This window comes from Enterococcus columbae DSM 7374 = ATCC 51263 (assembly GCF_000406925.1).
Classification (GTDB): domain Bacteria; phylum Bacillota; class Bacilli; order Lactobacillales; family Enterococcaceae; genus Enterococcus_E; species Enterococcus_E columbae.
Window position 1 is genome coordinate 220,605 of the sequence record NZ_KE136348.1, and the last position, 19,298, is coordinate 239,902.

A 19,298-nucleotide genomic window follows, 5' to 3' on the forward strand; every position below is an offset into this window, starting at 1 on the left:
TCCAAGTGGATGGAAAAATCCTCCATATTTTAAGATTTTTTCAGCAACTTGGCTTATTTACCGAGTATCAGCTCAAACACATGCCGTTTACTTTAGAGGCAATGAGACAGCTCGTTCAGGCACGAGCAAATAAGCTTCAAAGGGATGGAAAAATCCGTTCATTTTAAGACTTTTACAGCACTTTGACTTATTTGTCGAGTGCCTAGCTGGCTCATGCCGATTTTAGAGGCTATCAAGCGAGCGGTTTGCTATGAGTAAATAAGTCTAACTAGACCCAAAAAGTGCACAACTTTAAACACTTTTTGGGGATAGTTACTTATTTACCGAATAGCAGCTCGATTGATGCTTCCTGTTTCACTAACCATTAAACGAAAGGCTTAATGGCCTATTTAATTATCTTCAATAATAGCCAAATCACCAAATAAATCCTGGGCTTTTTGCACCATTTCATCTTCTAAACGACTCTCTTGGTCTTCTCCGCTACCTAACAAAGCTTCCATATAACTAGCATCTTGCGCTATAGGAGTCGGTTCAGCTAATGATTCCTCTGTCGCTTTGGCTTCATTTGTGTCCTGCTCATTATTCGATTGCTGTAGCTGTGCTTTATGTATCTGGACAAATTCACGGCGCAACTCTGGCCAATTATCTTCCGGAATAAAAACTAATTTTGGTACATAATCTTTAATAATCAAACTTAAATAGTTTTGAACATCGGTAATTAATTCCTGATCATTCGCCGCCTTTTGACATAAAATTTCATAACCAAAAGCAATCACAACGCCATTTGGTGAAGCTGCCTGTACCTTAGAAGCACCCAACAAAGCTCGCTGCGTTACTTTTAAATGTTGCAATAATTCTGGCCAAGCCTGATTCACCATCTCTAAATGCTGACGAGTGGCCTCAGATAATACCTCAAAGACCTGTGTTTTCGGTAAGCGATACTGAATATTACTCGTATGACTTTTTGGTTGTGCCTTCGCCTTTTCTGGTGTGTGTGTTTGTGTACGCGCAACAGTTTGCTTCAATTCAGCCAATTCTTTACTCAACTGTTGAATTTGTTGTTTTAATTGCCCAACCTGTTCAGAACCACTCTCTGTAGCTATATCTCTAGTAGTTAGATTGCTAGCAGTCTGTTGCATCAAGACAGCTGCTTGATTATTGGAACAACTCGCTAGCTGAACAATAGCTACTTCTAAATAGATGGTAGGATTGGTGGTAAAACGCAAGTCTTGCTGTGTTTTATTTAAAATCTCCATCCACTGATATAAAGTACTTTCAGGAACCTGTTGACTAAAGCTGTAAAAACTTTCCGTATAATTAGTTGATTGCTGAGCTAAATACTCCGGTGCTTGCTTTTGAATCAATACATCTCGACAATACACTAGCAAATTTTCCACTAAACGCTTGGCTTCTTTGCCTGAATAAAGTAATTCACGAATTTTTTCTAGTGCTTGTGTTGTCTGATGTTCAAAGCAATCCTGCAATAATTGGTCCATCGTCTCATTAGACAAACTACCCGTTACTGCCATCGCCGTTTGTAAATCAACTTGTTGATCACTAAACGCAATGGCCTGATCTAAAATACTCAGTGCATCACGCATACCACCTTCTGCACATCGCGCGATCAATTCCAACGCGGCCATTTCATAGCTACGTTTTTCTTGATCAAGAATATGGGCCAAATGTGTAATAATAGCGGCAGGCTGAATGCGTTTGAAGTCAAAGCGTTGCGTTCTAGAAATAATCGTTGCAGGAATCTGATGGGCTTCTGTCGTCGCCAAAATGAAAATAACATTCTTTTTAGGCTCTTCCAGCGTTTTCAACAAGGCATTGAACGCGCCAGTTGATAACATATGCACTTCATCGATGATATATACTTTATACGTTGCTTGTGTCGGCGCATAATTCGCACGATCTCTAATTAAACGGACTTCATCAACCCCATTATTACTAGCCGCATCCATCTCAATCACATCATCTTGGCGACCTTCTGTAATCGAACGACACATTTCACACTCATTACAAGGTTCACCGTCTACTTGATTTGGACAGTTCACTGCTTTGGCAAAAATTTTGGCAGCACTTGTCTTCCCAGTTCCACGTGGACCGGTAAACAAATAAGCATGAGAAATTTGTTCTTGTTTTATCGCATTTTTTAACGTTTGCGTAATGGCTTGCTGACCAACAATATCTTCAAATCGTTGGGAACGCCAAACACGATAAAGGGCTTGATAACTCATCCATTTTTCTCCTTCCAAAAATTTTCGCTATTACCTATTATACAAATTTTTTTAACAAAATACTAGGCTTACAAATGAACTGCTAGAAAAAGCTTAAGGATTTTACGAATTTTTCTCTGCGTCAACATTCAATAAAAAATAAAATCCATCTTTTGACGGATAAATGTCTATCGCTTTTTTATGGTATAATGAGCTAAACAAATGAACCATTAAGGAGGTTTTTTTATGGGGATTATTAAAGCAGCAACAAGCACAATTGGTGGTACCTTAGCTGATCAATGGCTTGATATTATTGAACCAGAACAAATGGACAATACCACTTTGATGTCTAAAGGTATTTTTGTTCGCCAAAATAACAAGCGTGGTAGTAATAAAAGGGCTAGTGAAGACTATATCACCGATGGATCAGTCATTAGAGTGTATCCGAATATGATGATGCTTTTAGTTGATGGTGGAAAAATCATCGACTACACAGCTGAAGAAGGTTACTACACGGTGGATAATCAAGCCGCCCCTTCCCTGTTCAATGGCCAATTGCAAAATGTTTTAAATGAAAGCTTTGATCGTTTTAAATTTGGTGGGATTACCCCTCAAAAACAAGAAGTGTTCTTTATTAATTTACAAGAAGTTCGTGGTATTCGTTTTGGCACAAAACAGCCAATCAATTACTTTGATAATTTTTATAATGCAGAATTATTTTTACGTGCACACGGTAATTATTCTATTCAAATTACCGATCCTATTTTATTTTATAAAAATGTTGTCCCAAAAGGCGCAACACGTTTAACCATTGATGAAATTAATGAGCAATTTTTAGCTGAATTTGTTAGTGCTTTACAGACTTCGATCAATCAAATGTCCGTTGATGGTCTAAGAATTTCCTATTTAGCTTCTAAAACAGCAGAACTCAGTCGCTACATGAACCAAAGCCTTGACGATCAGTGGCGCCAACTGCGTGGAATGGAAATCGTCTCAATCGCAATAGCAAGTATTTCTTATACAGACGATTCACAAAAACTGATTAATATGCGCAATAAAGGTGCGATGCTAAGCGATCCAACCATTCGCGACAGCTTTGTCCAAGGAAGTATTGCTGCTGGGATTGAAGCAGCCGGTAATAATCCTAATGGTGCTGGCAATGCCTTTTTCGGTTTAGGGATGGGGATGCAAGCAGCTGGTGATTATTTAAGTCAAGCAGCCAAAAATAATCAAGCAGCGACAGCAAATAATACGAATCAAGCAAGTAACCCAACTTGGCACTGCCCAGATTGTCATCAAGAAAACACTGGCAAATTCTGCAGTAACTGTGGAAAAGCAAAGGTCCAAGCAGTCCCTAGCAGCCAAGCAAGCCTACAAATGAAATGTAGTCATTGTCAACATATTGTCCAGCTTGATCAAGGTATTCCTAAATTTTGTCCTGAATGTGGGCAACCATTTTTAGGCCAACCACTCTAATAAGATTACCAAAAAAAGCGTGATTGAGGTGAGAAAATATGGATGCACTAACCCATAAATGTCCAAACTGTGCCGGTCCATTGACCTTTGAGCCCAATGACCAAAAATTTCATTGTCCGTATTGTTTGAGCATTTTTACTGAACAAGAGGTTTCTGAATTTGAACAAGCGCAAAACTCAGCGCAGCTTAAAGAGGAAACTGAGCCGTCAAACTTTGAACAAACGAAAACGACTGAATCAGAAGAAGCCGGCTTCGACTTATATTATTGTCCGAGTTGTGGTGCCCAAATTGCCACTGATGCTACAACGGCTGCAACTGAATGCTATTTTTGTCAAAATCCAGTCATCTTAAACGGGCGAATCAGCGGAGCCTTTTTACCTGAAAAAATACTGCCCTTTAAAATTGATAAAAAAACTGCACAAGCCAAATTTTTAGCATGGGCAAAAAGTAAAAAGTTTGTTCCCAAAGCCTTTTTTAATCAGCAACAAGTTGAGAAAATAAAAGGTGTCTATTTCCCTTACTGGCTAGCTAAAGGACGGGGTCAAGCCGAAGTCAAAGCAACCGGGACGACTTTAAGCGTTTGGCAGGTGGGGGATATCGAATATACCGAAACCAAGCAATATCAGATTCATCGAAAGGGACATTTTATCTATCGAAATCTCATTGAAAATGCCCTAAGTAAAAACACCCAGCAGACCATGGTCGAAGGAGTCCAGCCCTTTCCTATCGATGAGGCGATTGATTTTCATTCACAATATTTATCCGGTTTTTTTGCAGAAAAAAGAGACATTGAATTTGAAACAATTGCGAATCAAGTAAAAAATGAAATGGTCAACTATGCGATTAGCGATTTAGAAGAAACCATTGCTCCAATGGCGACAATGACTAATGAAGAAAAAAGTGGCTTCGTTGATGAAATAACCAATCAATATGTCTTATTGCCTTTATGGTTAGTGACCTATCGCAGTAATATCCAAAAAAATAAGGTGTTTTATTATGCAATGAATGGCGTCACCGGCAAAGTCCAGGGTATTTTACCATTAGACTATAAAAAATTAGGGCTTACTTCATTTGCATTGGGTATTCTACTTAGTCTTTTATGTATGTTAGGAGGGTATTTCTTCCTATGAGTAAAAATTTTGCCTCCTACTTACTATCCGTACTATTTTTAATTAGTTGTTTTTTATTCGTGCCTAAAAACATCTTCGCCCAATCAATCGAATATATTAGCGACCCTAATCAACATTTGGATCAATCCCAGTGGCCTGCATTACAAGAAAAAGCTACAGCAATTCAAAAAATCAACCAAGCCAAGGTTTATTTCTTAATTACTGATGAAGCAACTGATGATGTTGAATACGCTGCGCAAAAAGCTTTATTTCAACGTGTCGGTAAAGACGGGAACGGTGCTATCGCCTACATTGATTTAACGAATCGGAATTTTACCGTGGTTACTTCAGGAAATATGATTGACTACCTAACTGATCGGCGTATTGATGACTTGATTGAGGCAATCAAAGAACCTTTAAGTGAAGATGATTATAACCAAGCTGCCAAGGTCTTTTTTGATAATACGTATACTTATGTAAAAAAAGGAATCCCCCATGGTCATTATCGAATCAATAAAGATACAGGGGAAATCACCTACTACAAGTCCCTAACCGGCTTTGAAATTGCTATCTCACTAGCTGTAGGTGGAATTGCTGCTATCGCTTGCTTTTTTACCATTATGGGAAAATATCAGCTACGATTTGGTAGTGGCTATCATTATGATACACACGAAAATGGCAAAATGAGTTTTGAAATCAATGAAACTCGTTTAATTAATCGCTTTGTCACCACTCGTGTTATTCCTAGACATACAAACGATTCAAATTCCGATTCTGGCGGGAGTAGTTTTGGTAGTGGTTATGGTGGCGGTTCTTATGGTGGCGGCGGCAGTCATTCCTTTTAACGACAACAATCAATTATACAAAAACCTATCTTTACGTATAATTGATTGTTGTTTTTTAGTAATTTTCAGAAAATAATGACATTCTGCTCAAAGCGTGCTATACTAAAAAACAAAAAGTTAGAGTTTCATGAGCATAAAACATTGAGGATTCATTTATTTTTAATCATGCTTATGAATGAGCTAGTGTAAGGCGTATCTAGTCAAGCTAGACACTCGTCAAATAAGTCAAAGTGCTATAAAAGTCTTAAAAATAATGGACTTTTCCATCCCTTTGAAGCTTATTTGCTCGTGTCTGAGCGAGCTGTCTCATAGCCTCTAAAGTAAACGGCATGTTGTTGAGCTGATACTCGGTAAATAAGCCAAGTTGCTGAAAAAATCTTAAAATATGGAGGATTTTTCCATCCACTTGGATCTTATTTACTCGTATCAAAACGCTCAACACATAGCCTCTGAATAAACGGCATGAGCCAAGCTGGTTTTCGGCAATAAGCTTGCAGTCGAAAAAGTGTTAACACACACGCACTTTTATCGCCTGCATAACTTATTGCTCAAACCAGAACGCTTGTCTCATAGCCTCTATATATAAGGAGTGGTTTGATGAATATCGATTGGAATCAACTTGGGTTTAATTATATTAAAACCCCTTATCGTTATCTTTCTCATTGGAAGGATGGTCAGTGGGATGATGGTGTGTTAACAGAAGATAGTACTTTGCATATTAGCGAAGCTTCTGCAGCGTTACATTATGGCCAACAATGTTTTGAAGGCTTAAAGGCTTATCGTCGTAAAGATGGTAAGATTAACCTTTTCCGTGTGGATGAAAATGCGAAACGTCTTCAACGTAGCGCCCAACGTTTATTAATGCCTACTATTCCAGTAGAAAAATTTATTGATGCAGTAAAACAAGTAGTAAAAGCGAATCAAGATTACGTGCCGCCTTATGGTACAGGAGCAACCTTATATCTTCGACCATTATTAATTGGGGTCGGTGATAGCATTGGTGTCAATCCAGCGCCAGAATATATCTTTACAATTTTCTGTATGCCTGTTGGTCCCTATTTCAAAGGTGGTTTAACCCCTACAAACTTCATCGTTTCAGACTATGATCGCGCTGCCCCTCAAGGAACCGGTGCAGCCAAGGTTGGTGGAAACTATGCGGCCAGTCTTTTACCAGGTCATCAGGCCCATGAGCACCAATTTTCTGATTGTATCTATCTCGATCCGGAAACTCATACGAAGATTGAAGAAGTTGGTTCAGCAAACTTCTTTGGTATCACCAAAGATAATCAATTCATTACGCCAAAATCACCTTCCATTCTTCCAAGTATTACCAAATATTCATTACTATACTTGGCCAAAGAACGACTAGGTTTGACGGCTATTGAAGGCGAAGTAAAAATCGATGAGTTAGATCACTTTGCTGAAGCTGGCGCATGTGGTACCGCTGCAGTCATTTCACCAATTGGCGGTATTCAATATAAGGATAACTTCCATGTATTTTATAGCGAAACAGAAGTTGGTCCAGTTACTAAGGCTTTATATGAAGAACTAACAGGTATTCAATTTGGTGATAAACCTGCACCAGATGGCTGGATTTTTGAAGTAGAGTAACTTTCAATAATTAAGACAGAGAAAAGTTCAAACCGCTTTTCTCTGTTTTTTTGTGAATTTTCTCATTCATTTTTCGTTTAAGCCTTAAGTCGGTTGACAAACCAGCTAAAATCTAAGATAGTTATTATTGTATAAGTTTAGTCTGAGAAAGGCAGTGAAATTTTGATTCGAATTAATATGTTCTCTTCTGCCGAAAAAGTGAAGGGACAAGGAGTGGCTAGTGCCTATCGTGAATTAGTAAACATGTTGGAAAATCAATTTTCCGATGAATTTGCCATTTTCTACAACAGTTCTCAATCTGCGGATATTTCGCATTATCATACAATTGATCCAATCTTTTATCTTTCCACCTTTTTTAAGAAAAAGCGAGGAGTGATGGTGGGCTATGTCCATTTTTTACCAGAAACATTAAACGGTAGTATTAAATTATTCAAACCGATTCAAGCTTTGGTGAACTGGTATGTCACATCCTTTTATAAACGAATGGATCAATTAGTGGTAGTCAATCCAAGTTTTATCGAAGATTTAGTTCGTTGTGGATTAGATCGTGAGAAAATTAGTTACATTCCTAATTTTGTATCTAGTCAAACATTCTATCCACTCTCAATTGAACAAAAACACAAGTTAAGAGCTAAACATCACTTTACGCCCAATGATTTTATTGTATTAGGGATTGGTCAAATTCAAGAACGCAAAGGAATCGATGACTTTGTCAAGCTTGCTAAGGAAAATCCTCATCTTCACTTTATTTGGGTGGGTGGTTTTTCATTTGGTAAAATTACGGACGGCTATGACAAGTATAAAAAAATTGTCCAAAATCCACCAAAGAATCTCACCTTTACAGGGATTATTGACCGACAAAAAATCAATGAATACTATAATCTAGCAGATGTATTTTTACTACCTTCATTTAACGAGTTGTTTCCAATGAGCATTCTGGAAAGCTTTAATTGTCACGTACCAGTGATGCTTAGGAAATTATCATTATATGATGCGGTAATTAAGGATAAGTATATTGAGGCGAATGATGTTGCGACCATGTCGAAAAAATTAAATGATTTTTATCAACAACCAAGCTTATTAGCTCCCTATATCCAAAAATCACAAGAGGCGGCACACTATTATTCTCAAGAACACGTTGCCTCGCTTTGGTATCATTATTATACCCAACTACTTTCAACACAAGCACTGAATACAAACGAATAATCAGGCAGTGACTACAATCGCTGCCTGATTTTTTGTATAAAAAATTAGTTAATAATGGCTCTTTAACAACAACACTAGTTGACAAAGAGCCAATTTTTTGTATAAAAAAAACTCTGAAACTTCAAATGAAGTTCCAGAGTTTAAAGAGACTAATGTTAATTATTTAACAGTTACAGTAGCTCCAGCTTCTTCTAAAGCAGCTTTCAATGCTTCAGCTTCTTCTTTAGATACGCCTTCTTTAACTGGTGCAGGAGCGCCATCTACAACAGCTTTAGCTTCTTTCAAGCCTAAGCCAGTAGCTTCACGAACTGCTTTGATAACTTTAACTTTTTGGTCGCCAGCAGCTGTTAATTCAACAGTGAATTCTGTTTGTTCTTCAGCAGCAGCTGCACCACCAGCAGCAGCAACAGCTACAGGAGCTGCAGCAGTTACGCCAAATTCTTCTTCGATAGCTTTAACTAAGTCGTTTAATTCTAAGATTGTTGCGCCTTTTAGCTCTTCAACAATGTTTTCAATGTTTAATGCCATTTTGATTTTCCTCCAATTATTTAAATTAAAATCTTTATATTGTGTTGTATTGGTTCAATTTAAAATTGACTAAGCAGCAATTAAGCCACTTCTTCGTTCTTTTCTGCCACAGCTTTGACAGCGTATGCCACGTTGCGAACTGGAGCTTGAAGAACTGAAAGTAACATAGAAAGTAATCCTTCGCGGTTTGGAAGTTTTGCCAAAGCTTGAACTTCTTCCAAAGTAGCAACACTACCTTCGATGATACCACCTTTGATTTCTAATGCTTTTGCTTCTTTAGCAAATTCATCCATAATCTTAGCTGGTGCTACCACGTCTTCGTTACTGAAAGCTACAGCTGTAGGACCTGTGAATACTTCATCAAGACCTTCTAAACCAGCAGCTTTTGCAGCGCGAGAAAGGATAGAATTTTTGATAACTTTCATTTCTACGTTTGCTTCACGTAATTGTTTACGTAAACGAGTTACTTCATCTACTGTCAATCCACGGTAGTCTACGATAACTACAGATGCAGCAGCTTTGAATTTTTCACTTACTTCTTCAACTAAAGCAGCTTTTTTAGCGATTGTTGCTTCACTCATTATAAATTCACCTCCTGATTTTGATGGAAGAGCTTCTCTATACGAAAAAACTCTATGCCACCGCAGACATAGAGGGACCATTGATTTTCTCAATAAATGTCCTCGGTAGGATTTATGAGTTACCTCACCTACTGTCTTCGGTACAGTTAATTATTAACCTTGTTCACCTTACCATAGATAAGGTGAACAAGTCAACACTTTTTTCTAAAAAATTAGAAAGTTGTTTGGTCAACGTGGATTCCAGGACCAAATGTTGTTGTAATTGTAATGTTCTTCATGTATTGACCTTTAGCAGCAGATGGTTTTGCTTTTACTAAAACGTCATGGATTGTCTTGAAGTTTTCAACTAATTTTTCGTTGTCAAATGATACTTTACCGATTGGCACGTGAATGTTACCGTTACGGTCTACACGGTAAGTTACTTTACCAGCTTTTACTTCGTTAACTGCTTTAGTAACGTCCATTGTAACAGTACCTGTTTTAGGGTTTGGCATTAAGCCTTTAGGACCTAAAACGCGACCTAATTTACCAACTTCAGCCATCATATCAGGGGTAGCTACAACTACGTCAAAGTCGAACCAACCACCTTGAATTTTTTGTACTAAATCTGCTTCACCAACAAAGTCAGCACCAGCAGCTTCAGCTTCTTTAGCTTTTTCGCCACGCGCAAATACTAAGACAGATTGTGTTTTACCAGTACCATTTGGTAATACAACTGCACCACGAATTTGTTGGTCAGCTTTCTTAGGATCTACGTTTAAACGGTAAGCAACTTCAACAGTTGCGTCGAATTTTGCAATGTTTGTTTCTTTTGCTAAAGCTACAGCTTCTTCAACAGAGTATAATTTCGCAGCTTCAACTTTTTTCAATGCTTCTTGCATTTTTTTGCTTTTTTTAGCCATTAGTTTTCCTCCTTGATGTGGTTATAACGGTAGAACCTCCCACGTGTTTTATATTTTTCAATATAAAGCCAACTGAGAAGCTACTCTTGGGGTTGTAGAAATTATTCTACAGTGATACCCATGCTTCGTGCAGTTCCTTCAACCATGCGCATTGCAGCTTCAACAGATGCAGCGTTTAGGTCTTCCATTTTCAACTCAGCGATTTCTCTTACTTGATCGCTAGTAACTTTGGCAACTTTAGTTTTGTTAGGCACACCTGAGCCTTTTTCAATTTTAGCAGCTTTCTTTAATAATACTGCAGCTGGTGGTGTTTTTGTAACGAATGTGAATGAACGGTCTTCGTATACAGAAATCACAACCGGAATAATTAAACCTGCTTGATCAGCGGTACGAGCATTGAATTCTTTAGTGAATCCCATGATGTTAACCCCTGCTTGACCTAATGCAGGACCTACTGGTGGAGCTGGTGTTGCTTTACCTGCAGGAATTTGCAATTTAACGATTTTTTCTACTTTCTTTGCCACGCGACATACCTCCTTGAGTCCGTGATGTGGTTAATTGGAGCTCAAAATTTCTCCTCCCACGTAATGTGCGCTTTTATGCACACTAAAATAGTTTAGCAAAAGAATTCTTTTTTTTCAAGTATCTTTTCAAAATAATTTTCATTTTTCTTCATTTTTTTCTGGCCACAAGAATTTTGCTACTGCTGCATCAACTTTTCCATTAGCGTGTAAGGCGGAATGTTGAGCATGAATTCCTGTAAAAATTTTGGTTTGGACTTGATTACCGTGACTAGCTAGTAATGCATTGACTGCCAAGGCTGAGCTTAAAGGAACCGTCCCGTCATCCAATTCATCTGCACTTAATTTGCCAGCAAACAAAGCTACCTTTACATCAGTTGGCATTTGCGCGATTTGATTAGCAAAATCCTGATAACGCGTTGATTCCTCAGCGGGTCCATTTTGCAATAATTCTGTTTGATTTTGTTGGCTAAAACTATCTAAAAATTCGTTAAAGGGAGCGGCAATAGCAATATATTTAGCTACATGTGGCAAATCATTGCTCTGCATTGAATAGGTAAATAAATAGCGAAAAATACTCACCCCACCCATTGAATGACCAACTAAATTCACTTCATTGACTTGATAGTGATTTTTAATATAAAGCAATACCTGTTTAATCCAATCTGCTTGATTCCATTCGTTGTTTTTGTTATCCGCAAATAAAACATTAATCAAAATCGGTTGCTGGCCTGCTTGAAAACTGCCCTTTTCCTGAATCTGACCATCTGGCTGGATAACTAAATCCAAAGTGTGAATGGCTTGATAGTGGCGCGTTAAACGCTGAACCATCCCACCCATTGAATAGCGCGTTCCACCATAACCATGAAAGAATAAAGTAACTGGATAAGACTTTTTAACTTTCGTTTCATTTGTTGATTGCACAGTAGAATGAGCTCTTTTATTTATCGAAGGTGTCTGTTCAGGAAAATGATAGATGAAAAACAAGGCAATTGCCGAAATTACCACAATAAGCAGACCTAATAGGCGAAACAAATTTCTTTTCATAATTTCAGTCCTTTACTAGTAATGTATCCAATCCAAAGTATACGCTAGCTAAAGAGTTTTGCAATGACCTCAAAGAAAAATTAACAAACACCTATCCAGCCTTTTATTATTGAAAAAATTTTCCAATCGTCGCAAATTGAAAATCTTAACGTTCAAAAGTTAAAAAAATATGTAATGCTTCCAAAATTCACAGTAACTTCTACAGTAATGTTACTTAACGTAAATATCTAGCAGTTGAATCGCGTTCTACTATAGAAACTGGCAAAACAATATTTGTATAAGGTAAATCTGGATGTGCAATCCGTTTAAGCAGTAATTTTGCACTTTGTCGTCCTAATTCAAATGTTGGCTGGGCAATTGTCGTTAATCTAGGCACAACTAATTCATTGAATTCTTGATCGTCATAACCAATAATACTATAGTCTGTGGGAACGGTTTTACAAAGGGCATTTAAACCCTGGTACAAGCCTAAAGCAATCTCATCATTAGCTGCAAAAATTGCGGTAACTTCACTAGCAACTACCTTTTCACTCGCTTGCTTGCCTCCAGCTTTGGTTAGTGGACTATCTATAACGAGACAGTCTGGATAAATACTTTGAATGCCGCTCAATCGTGCCTGAACATTTTCCGGTGCATTCTTAGGTATAATTACAGCAATTTTTTCGTGACCAAGCTCAGCAAAATGTTTCCCTGCTAAAACGCCACCTTCAAAATCAGCTGTTTCAATTGCGTCACTAAAACCAGTATTCTTTTTCTGATCTAAAACGATAAAAGGTAAATCCTGATCCACTAACGTTTCTTTCAATGTTTGATTGGAAATTGACGAGCTAGCAATAATAAAGCCATCTACGCCTCGTCGAATAAAGGTTTCTAGATACTTGTTTTCTTTTTCTTCATTAAAATCAGCGTTGCATAGCATCACCACAAATGCTTCTTCATACATGACGGATTCGATACCTTTTAATAATGTGCCAAAAAATGGATTGGTAACATCTGGTAATATGACACCGATCGCCCGACTGTGTTTACCAACCATTCGTCGAGCCAAATAATCCGGTTCATAACGTAAAGCCTTTTTTGCTGCATAGACCTTCTCAACGGTATAAGGACTGAATTTTTGTTCATGTCCATTTAAAATTTGAGAAACAGTAGCAATCGATACCCCAGCCATTTGGGCAACTTCGCGAATAGTTACTTTTTTTCCATAAAGTTCCCCCCTAAAAATTTTCCAATAATCAACCCTTTATTTCATTTGAAGTTAACAGGAAGATCTACTTATTTCACCAAAAATGTTCAACAAATCACAAAAACAGATAAAATAAGCTACACATACAACCCGTTTTAAAAATAACGATCATTATAAAATTACAACTACTTCAATTCTTTTTAAAATAAAGTGATCTATAATTATAATCGGACATTTCCTACTCTTTTTAATTAGTACCTATCTAAAAATCAACTGTATAATTTTGATTAGGATAAATATAAAAGGCTAAAAAAATGAGCACCTAGAATTAGGTACTCATGTGTGATAATCTATATCAATTCAATCAAAGAAACCAAGAAAACTTGGCTTCTAATGACTTAGACCATTACGGTTATGCTTGCTGCAAAAATAATTAAAACCAGCCCTAAAATAGTCACCCACATTTCTTTTTTAGTTTTGGCTTGTTTTAAGAAATAGATTCCCGTCAAGGTTGCCAAAACAACAGAAGTTTGTGAGAGAATGAAGCCGGTAGCAAGCCCATTCATATCTGGCTGTGCCGAAATCAAATAGGTTAAAGCTGCAAAAGCAAAGAAAAATCCAGAAAAAATTTGTTTATAGGAAACGACTTGTCCTAAAGCTAGGGGTTCGTTTGTTTTGAAATGGTTATAACAATCATAGACAACTGCAACAATGACCATCCCAATTGCTTGTGGTAAGAAAGCCTGCATTCCGGTTAAATTGGTAGCTTGTGGCGCTGCTGAATAAGCCCAATAACCAATCTCACCAATCGCCAAAATAAAAACAGCTTTTTTTAAATGCGCTTGATGCTCATTGGTTTTATGTTCACTCCAAACAGTCATCCACGCACCTAAAATAATTAAAATTAAAGCCAATGCACCGACCACTTTATTCATCATTGTTGGCCAATTGCCTAAAGCTATCACACCCCATAAGGATGCCCCTAATAATTGAAAAGCAGTCGTAATCGGCATTGCTCTTGATGAACCGATTAAAGTAAAACAGTAAAATGTTAAAATTTGTGCACTCGCCCAGCCTATACCAGAGAGAATCGCAAAAAGCAAATCATGTCCTGTCGGTAAAGCAATTCCTCTAATCAAATTAAAAATAAGCGCAAAAATCAACGTACCTAGCGTCGTTCCTAAAATTTGATTACTTGGTCGACCTCCAAATTTAGAAGCAATCGTTGGGAAAAAGCCCCAACCAATCAGTGGTCCTAACCCAATTAATAAAGCTAGCGTATTCATCAAAAAATCTCCTTTAACCATTCTTTTTCGTATTATCTTTTAACATACTTTAAAATACAACGCCACTTTCTAATAAGATATTGGCATATGGCGTCATTTCACCCGTACGAATAAAGGCATGACAACGATTTAAGTCTTGTTTCATTTGACTGTGAGGAATAAATGCTACCTCAATTTCCGGCATCGCTTCCTTGATTTTAGCTAACATCTCTGGATTATGTGTTTTAATCTCCTCAGCGAGATAAATTTTTTGAACCGCCAATTCAGTTAGTACATTTTCTAACACATCCATAAAGCTAGGAATGCCGTTTGTCACAGCTAAATCAATTTTTTCAGTGCTCATTGGCACGGGCATCCCTGCATCGCCAATCGCCAATAGATCAAAATGTCCCATTTGGGCAATCACACGTGAAATATCTGAATTAATGACTGTTGTTTTTTTCATTATACTAATCCTCCAAAGGTTTCATTTCTTTTAAATACGGAATAGATGGTTGAGCGCCAAAACGTTGAACAGTTAACGAAGAAGCTTGATTACCATACAAAATAGCTGATTTTAGATTACTTAAATCATTTTTCAAGACGCTACTTAACGCACCGATAAAAGTATCTCCAGCAGCCGTGGTATCCTTAGCTTCAACTTTAAAGGCCGGCACAATGCCATGCTCACCATTAAAATCATAATAAGCGCCTTTACTACCAACTGTGATAATGACTCCTTCAATGCCAAGTGCATGTAGTTTTTCAGCTGCTTGCTGCATGCTTTCTTCATCAGTAATCGTAATTCCGGTTAAAATTTCGGTTTCAGTTTCATTCGGAATAATAAGATCAGTCAAACGTAGCAGCTCATCAGGGACTTTTTTCATCGCTGGTGCAGGATTCAAAATCGTCTTCACTTGCGCATTTTTAGCAATTTCAAAAGCTGCAATCGTACTATCCAAATTACTTTCAAACTGAGCAATAATAAAATCACTGGCTTCGATAATCGCACGATAGTTTTGAACATGTTCTTTCGTAAAAGCATTATTTGCCCCAGCGTGAATCATAATACTATTTTGACCTAAATCATCCACCATAATATAAGCTTGCCCAGTTGCTTCATTAGCTATCGTTGCTACAGCCTCAAGATTAATTGATTCATCGTTCAGTAAATCTAACATTAACTTACCGGCTTCATCATTCCCTACTGCACCAATAAAATTCGTCTTAGCTCCTAAGCGTTTAGCCGCAACGGCTTGATTGGCGCCTTTACCACCACCAGCTGAGAAAATTTCCTTGGTATGCATAGTTTCCCCTACTTGAGGCATATGGGTTAACCGAATCGTCCGGTCTAAATTAATACTACCAATTACTGTAATCGTATTCAAAAAAATCACTACCTTTTCAAAAAAATGGAATCCTATTTGGCTAGCCAATTAATTAAAACGTTTTATTAAAACGTTTTAATTAACTTACAAAAAAAATATAGCACACATTGAAAGCTATTTCAAGTGTGCTGTAGAATTTCTTTGGATTAGACGAACCGGTAAAATCATCTGCATACATGTCTGTTTTGAAAAATGAATCCGCTCCAACAACAACTCAGCTGCTTTCTCACCTAGTTCAAAAATAGGTTGTTCAATAGTGGTTAAAGATGGCGAAACAAAGGCACTCATCGGTACATTATCATAGCCAATCAAACTATAATCCTCTGGAATTTTCTTTCCCAACTGTTTTAATCGTTGGCCAACACCTAATGCAATCTCATCATTTAAAGCAAAAATTGCAGTCACGGTTTCTTTCACTATTTCATCAGCTGCAGCTATTCCCCCATTTAAGGTTAATGGCTGGTTGACAAAAACAAATTGGTCATATACCTTACGAAATCCTTGGATTCTCGTCTGAATATTATTCGGTGCATCAAGTGGTCCAACAATTGCCACCTTTTCATGGCCTAATTCTTTTAAATGCGTAGCCGCCAATACTCCACCTTCAAAATCATCCGTTGAAATTTCATCACTAATCCCCTCTGATTTCTTTTGATCCAACACGATGAACGGAATTTGATTTTTCAATAATTGTTCTTTAATCGTTTCATTTGAAATCGTTGAACTGGCAATGATAAAACCATCTACCCCTCGACGTATCAATTCAGCAAGATACTCACTTTCTTTTTGGACACTAAAGTCTACATCGCATAGCATGACAATATATTTTTCTTGATATAATACCTTCTCAATCCCTTTTAGCAATAATGAAAAAAACGGATTTACAATATCTGGTACCATCACACCGATTGTTTTGCTTTTTTTCATAATCATTCGTTGCGCAAAATAGTCCGGCTGATAATCTAAGCTTTCCTTAGCCTGCATGACTTTTTCAACCGTTTTGGCGCTAAATTTTTCAACATTCCCATTTAAAATCTGCGAAACGGTAGCAATTGAGACTCCAGATTGAGCCGCCACTTCTTTAATTGTTACTTTCTTTTTCATATCAATTCCCCATCTATATTCTAAAATAGCAGCACGAATGCGCCTTTATTCGACACGTTGTAGCTAGCGCAGTCTTAATTGAAGCACTAGTTATTTACCTATTTATCATAGTATAGCACGTAATAGTCATCCTTTGTTTGTGAAGTCTTCACCCTTTGTCCTCGCACAAAACCCAGATGCTCATAAAATCCTAACGCTTTTACATTATGAGCTAGACACTTTAAAGTCAAAGGCCTCGAAAACTCAGCAAACGCATAACTTAACAAGGCCTTACCGATACCATTTTGCCAAAAAGCGGGATCGACAAATAATAGATGAATAAAAGAATCTGGTCGATAATAGCTTAAAAACCCAACTATTTGTTCGTCGAAAAGACAAACATAGATTTCTTCATCGACGGTATCACGTTTGAAATCAAGCAACTTACTCGTTTCATCAGGTGCAAAACAGCCACTTTTTAAACGTGACCAATAATAAATATCAGCTAGCTTAGCCCAATCTACCTTCTTAGCTGCTCTAATTTGAAAATAACTTTTCAAATAGCTAAATCCTCCTAAAAAAGCAAGCGATATAAAAACTCTACCGCTTGCCTTTTCTTTCTTAAAAAATTAAATGTGATCAACCTGTTCAAAATCAAGCTCTGTACTAGTTTCTCGACCGAACATATCGATATTTACTTTCAGTTTTTGTTTTTCTAAGTCAACTTCAACAACTTGACCTTCCAAACCAGCAAAAGCACCCTCGATAATTTTTACAGTATCGCCAACAGCTACTTCTAATTCAACTGTACGGGTACTCATACCTAATGAGCGTAAAATTGAATTAATTTCTTCTGGTAATAGTGGAGCAGGCTTGCTACCAGCGCCGTGTGAACCAACAAAGCCAGTTACACCTGGTGTATTACGTACAACATACCAAGATTCATCGGTCATAACCATTTCAACTAAAACATAACCAGGGAAAGTTTTATGAACGATTTCTTTTTCTTTCCCATTTTTCACTTCTGTTTCTTTTTCTTCCGGAACAACTACTCGAAAAATATAATCGCCCATACGCATACTTTGTGCACGAGACTCAATATTCGCTTTAACCTTATTTTCATAACCAGAATATGTATGTAAAACATACCATTGCTTTTCAAATGATTCCATAAAATGAACACGCTCCTTAATTAATAAATGGTCAAATCCCGTAAAACGACAAACAATATTCTTAACCAAATAAAAAAACCTCAGTTACCCCGAAGTTTGCTTTCCACAGATAGTATAGCAAACTTCAGCCTCGTTTACCATAGATTCAACAAAAAAAGCGCACCTTACCTTTTAAAAGTAAAATCCGCTTTTTAATTGCGAGCTTATTTCAAAATTAAGCCAAAAACTTTTTGAATGACAGTATCCATGATGAAAAACATCACAGCGAAAATAATTGATGTTTCAATAACCACCACTGTATCTTTTCGCAATTGTTTCTTTGTTGGCCAGGTTACACGTTTCATCTCGTCAACGACACTACGCAAAAATTTCATGATGACAACTCCTTTTACTTGGTTTCTTTGTGTAACGTATATTGATTACAATACTTACAAAATTTATTTACTTCTAAACGTTTTGCGTGATTCTTATTTACACTTACTGCTTTCGTGTAATTTCGTGAACCACAAACTGAGCAAGCCAATGCTGCCTTCTTAACTGCCATATTTGCCGCTCCTTTCTACAGAGGCTATGAGACAGCTCGCTTAGGCACGAGCAAATAAGCTTCAAAGGGATGGAAAAGTCCGTGCATTTTAAGACTTTTACAGCACTTTGACTTATTTGTCGAGTGACTAGCTGGCTCATACCGATTTCAGAGGCTATGTGTTGAGCGCTTTGATACGAGTAAATAAGTTCCAAGTGGATGGAAAAATCCTCCATATTTTAAGATTTTTTCAGCAACTTGGCTTATTTACCGAGTATCAGCTCAACAACATGCCATTTTAGAGGCTATCAAGCGAGCGGTCTGCTATGAGTAAATAAGTCAAACTAGCCACAAAAAGTGCGTAATTTTTAACACTTTTTGGGGATAGTTGCTTATTTACCGAATAGCAGCTCGATTGATGCCGTTTAATCAAGAGGCTATGAGACAAGCGTTCTGGTTTGAGCAATAAGTCGTAGCAGGCGACAAAAGTGCGTGTATTTTAACACTTTTTCGACTGCAAGCTTATTGCCGAAAACCAGCTTGGCTCATGCCGTTTATACAGAGGCTATGAGACAGCTCGCTCAGGCACGAGCAAATAAGCTTCAAAGGGATGGAAAAGTCCGTTTATTTTAAAGA

The 19,298-nt window shown here is 37.4% G+C and carries 20 protein-coding genes and 1 other annotated feature; of the genes, 5 read left to right on the forward strand and 15 right to left on the reverse strand.

All coding sequences use genetic code 11. The features are described from left to right. Nucleotides 1-389: 389 nt before the first annotated feature. Complete coding sequence (dnaX, locus tag RK02_RS06030; protein ID WP_016183365.1) at nucleotides 390-2,240, reverse strand: DNA polymerase III subunit gamma/tau; 1,851 nt, start codon at nucleotides 2,238-2,240, stop codon at nucleotides 390-392. 225 nt (nucleotides 2,241-2,465) lie between these two features. On the opposite strand from dnaX, the gene RK02_RS06035 reads away from it, so the two are divergent. The 5 genes from RK02_RS06035 (at nucleotide 2,466) to RK02_RS06060 (ending at nucleotide 8,466) form a co-directional block, all read left to right on the forward strand. Then, nucleotides 2,466-3,695 (forward strand): SPFH domain-containing protein, encoded by a 1,230-nt coding sequence (locus RK02_RS06035; RefSeq protein ID WP_016183366.1) that lies wholly within the window; start codon nucleotides 2,466-2,468, stop codon nucleotides 3,693-3,695. A 38-nt stretch (nucleotides 3,696-3,733) separates the two neighbouring features. Continuing rightward, on the forward strand, nucleotides 3,734-4,825 hold the full coding sequence (locus RK02_RS06040) for a TFIIB-type zinc ribbon-containing protein (protein ID WP_016183367.1): 1,092 nt from the start codon (nucleotides 3,734-3,736) through the stop codon (nucleotides 4,823-4,825). Then, nucleotides 4,822-5,649, forward strand: coding sequence for a TPM domain-containing protein (locus RK02_RS06045; RefSeq protein ID WP_016183368.1), 828 nt, complete (start codon nucleotides 4,822-4,824; stop codon nucleotides 5,647-5,649). The genes RK02_RS06040 and RK02_RS06045 overlap by 4 nt, the downstream gene beginning before the upstream one ends. Before the next feature lie 597 nt (nucleotides 5,650-6,246). Next, a complete protein-coding gene (locus tag RK02_RS06055) occupies nucleotides 6,247-7,260 on the forward strand; it encodes a branched-chain amino acid aminotransferase (RefSeq protein ID WP_016183369.1) in 1,014 nt (337 codons plus the stop codon). A 162-nt stretch (nucleotides 7,261-7,422) separates the two neighbouring features. Next, nucleotides 7,423-8,466, forward strand: a complete 1,044-nt coding sequence (locus RK02_RS06060; protein ID WP_016183370.1) for a glycosyltransferase family 4 protein — start codon at nucleotides 7,423-7,425, stop codon at nucleotides 8,464-8,466. A 159-nt stretch (nucleotides 8,467-8,625) separates the two neighbouring features. Here the strand turns inward: RK02_RS06060 and rplL are convergent, their stop codons facing one another. The 14 genes from rplL to rpmG form a co-directional block, all read right to left on the reverse strand. After that, nucleotides 8,626-8,994 carry a 50S ribosomal protein L7/L12 gene (gene rplL / locus RK02_RS06065; protein ID WP_016183371.1) on the reverse strand — a complete coding sequence of 123 codons (369 nt, stop codon included), beginning with the start codon at nucleotides 8,992-8,994 and terminating at the stop codon, nucleotides 8,626-8,628. Between the two features lie 80 nt (nucleotides 8,995-9,074). Continuing rightward, nucleotides 9,075-9,575, reverse strand: coding sequence for a 50S ribosomal protein L10 (gene rplJ / locus RK02_RS06070; protein WP_016183372.1), 501 nt, complete (start codon nucleotides 9,573-9,575; stop codon nucleotides 9,075-9,077). Nucleotides 9,576-9,609: 34 nt separating this feature from the next. Then, nucleotides 9,610-9,734 (reverse strand) — a sequence feature (ribosomal protein L10 leader region). Between the two features lie 53 nt (nucleotides 9,735-9,787). Continuing rightward, nucleotides 9,788-10,477 (reverse strand): 50S ribosomal protein L1, encoded by a 690-nt coding sequence (rplA, locus tag RK02_RS06075; protein WP_016183373.1) that lies wholly within the window; start codon nucleotides 10,475-10,477, stop codon nucleotides 9,788-9,790. A 101-nt stretch (nucleotides 10,478-10,578) separates the two neighbouring features. Then, nucleotides 10,579-11,001 carry a 50S ribosomal protein L11 gene (rplK, locus tag RK02_RS06080; protein ID WP_016183374.1) on the reverse strand — a complete coding sequence of 141 codons (423 nt, stop codon included), beginning with the start codon at nucleotides 10,999-11,001 and terminating at the stop codon, nucleotides 10,579-10,581. Nucleotides 11,002-11,139: 138 nt separating this feature from the next. After that, the gene (locus tag RK02_RS06085; RefSeq protein WP_016183375.1) at nucleotides 11,140-12,045 is read right to left on the reverse strand and encodes an alpha/beta fold hydrolase; all 906 of its coding nucleotides are present in this window, start codon (nucleotides 12,043-12,045) and stop codon (nucleotides 11,140-11,142) included. A gap of 214 nt (nucleotides 12,046-12,259) precedes the next feature. Then, nucleotides 12,260-13,270: a ribose utilization transcriptional repressor RbsR gene (gene rbsR / locus RK02_RS06090; protein WP_033415325.1), complete on the reverse strand. Its 1,011-nt coding sequence runs from the start codon at nucleotides 13,268-13,270 to the stop codon at nucleotides 12,260-12,262. A gap of 359 nt (nucleotides 13,271-13,629) precedes the next feature. Beyond that, nucleotides 13,630-14,517 carry a ribose/proton symporter RbsU gene (rbsU, locus tag RK02_RS06095; RefSeq protein WP_016183377.1) on the reverse strand — a complete coding sequence of 296 codons (888 nt, stop codon included), beginning with the start codon at nucleotides 14,515-14,517 and terminating at the stop codon, nucleotides 13,630-13,632. Nucleotides 14,518-14,566: 49 nt separating this feature from the next. Beyond that, nucleotides 14,567-14,962 (reverse strand): D-ribose pyranase, encoded by a 396-nt coding sequence (rbsD, locus tag RK02_RS06100; protein ID WP_016183378.1) that lies wholly within the window; start codon nucleotides 14,960-14,962, stop codon nucleotides 14,567-14,569. Nucleotides 14,963-14,966: 4 nt separating this feature from the next. Further along, a complete protein-coding gene (gene rbsK, locus RK02_RS06105) occupies nucleotides 14,967-15,884 on the reverse strand; it encodes a ribokinase (RefSeq protein WP_016183379.1) in 918 nt (305 codons plus the stop codon). A 114-nt stretch (nucleotides 15,885-15,998) separates the two neighbouring features. After that, nucleotides 15,999-16,988 (reverse strand): ribose utilization transcriptional repressor RbsR, encoded by a 990-nt coding sequence (gene rbsR / locus RK02_RS06110; protein ID WP_016183380.1) that lies wholly within the window; start codon nucleotides 16,986-16,988, stop codon nucleotides 15,999-16,001. A gap of 98 nt (nucleotides 16,989-17,086) precedes the next feature. Beyond that, nucleotides 17,087-17,527 carry a GNAT family N-acetyltransferase gene (locus tag RK02_RS06115; protein WP_016183381.1) on the reverse strand — a complete coding sequence of 147 codons (441 nt, stop codon included), beginning with the start codon at nucleotides 17,525-17,527 and terminating at the stop codon, nucleotides 17,087-17,089. 69 nt (nucleotides 17,528-17,596) lie between these two features. Next, nucleotides 17,597-18,139 (reverse strand): transcription termination/antitermination protein NusG, encoded by a 543-nt coding sequence (gene nusG, locus RK02_RS06120; RefSeq protein WP_016183382.1) that lies wholly within the window; start codon nucleotides 18,137-18,139, stop codon nucleotides 17,597-17,599. 203 nt (nucleotides 18,140-18,342) lie between these two features. Continuing rightward, nucleotides 18,343-18,513 carry a preprotein translocase subunit SecE gene (gene secE / locus RK02_RS06125; RefSeq protein ID WP_016183383.1) on the reverse strand — a complete coding sequence of 57 codons (171 nt, stop codon included), beginning with the start codon at nucleotides 18,511-18,513 and terminating at the stop codon, nucleotides 18,343-18,345. 14 nt (nucleotides 18,514-18,527) lie between these two features. Next, nucleotides 18,528-18,683 carry a 50S ribosomal protein L33 gene (gene rpmG / locus RK02_RS06130; RefSeq protein ID WP_016183384.1) on the reverse strand — a complete coding sequence of 52 codons (156 nt, stop codon included), beginning with the start codon at nucleotides 18,681-18,683 and terminating at the stop codon, nucleotides 18,528-18,530. Nucleotides 18,684-19,298: the final 615 nt, after the last annotated feature.

Coding starts and splice junctions, on each gene's coding strand:
- dnaX (WP_016183365.1), bottom strand. CDS start 2,240: ATGAGTTATCAAGCCCTTTATCGTGTTTGGCGTTCCCAACGATTTGAA.
- RK02_RS06035 (WP_016183366.1), top strand. CDS start 2,466: ATGGGGATTATTAAAGCAGCAACAAGCACAATTGGTGGTACCTTAGCT.
- RK02_RS06040 (WP_016183367.1), top strand. CDS start 3,734: ATGGATGCACTAACCCATAAATGTCCAAACTGTGCCGGTCCATTGACC.
- RK02_RS06045 (WP_016183368.1), top strand. CDS start 4,822: ATGAGTAAAAATTTTGCCTCCTACTTACTATCCGTACTATTTTTAATT.
- RK02_RS06055 (WP_016183369.1), top strand. CDS start 6,247: ATGAATATCGATTGGAATCAACTTGGGTTTAATTATATTAAAACCCCT.
- rplL (WP_016183371.1), bottom strand. CDS start 8,994: ATGGCATTAAACATTGAAAACATTGTTGAAGAGCTAAAAGGCGCAACA.
- rplJ (WP_016183372.1), bottom strand. CDS start 9,575: ATGAGTGAAGCAACAATCGCTAAAAAAGCTGCTTTAGTTGAAGAAGTA.
- rplA (WP_016183373.1), bottom strand. CDS start 10,477: ATGGCTAAAAAAAGCAAAAAAATGCAAGAAGCATTGAAAAAAGTTGAA.
- RK02_RS06085 (WP_016183375.1), bottom strand. CDS start 12,045: ATGAAAAGAAATTTGTTTCGCCTATTAGGTCTGCTTATTGTGGTAATT.
- rbsU (WP_016183377.1), bottom strand. CDS start 14,517: ATGAATACGCTAGCTTTATTAATTGGGTTAGGACCACTGATTGGTTGG.
- rbsD (WP_016183378.1), bottom strand. CDS start 14,962: ATGAAAAAAACAACAGTCATTAATTCAGATATTTCACGTGTGATTGCC.
- rbsR (WP_016183380.1), bottom strand. CDS start 16,988: ATGAAAAAGAAAGTAACAATTAAAGAAGTGGCGGCTCAATCTGGAGTC.
- nusG (WP_016183382.1), bottom strand. CDS start 18,139: ATGGAATCATTTGAAAAGCAATGGTATGTTTTACATACATATTCTGGT.
- secE (WP_016183383.1), bottom strand. CDS start 18,513: ATGAAATTTTTGCGTAGTGTCGTTGACGAGATGAAACGTGTAACCTGG.
- rpmG (WP_016183384.1), bottom strand. CDS start 18,683: ATGGCAGTTAAGAAGGCAGCATTGGCTTGCTCAGTTTGTGGTTCACGA.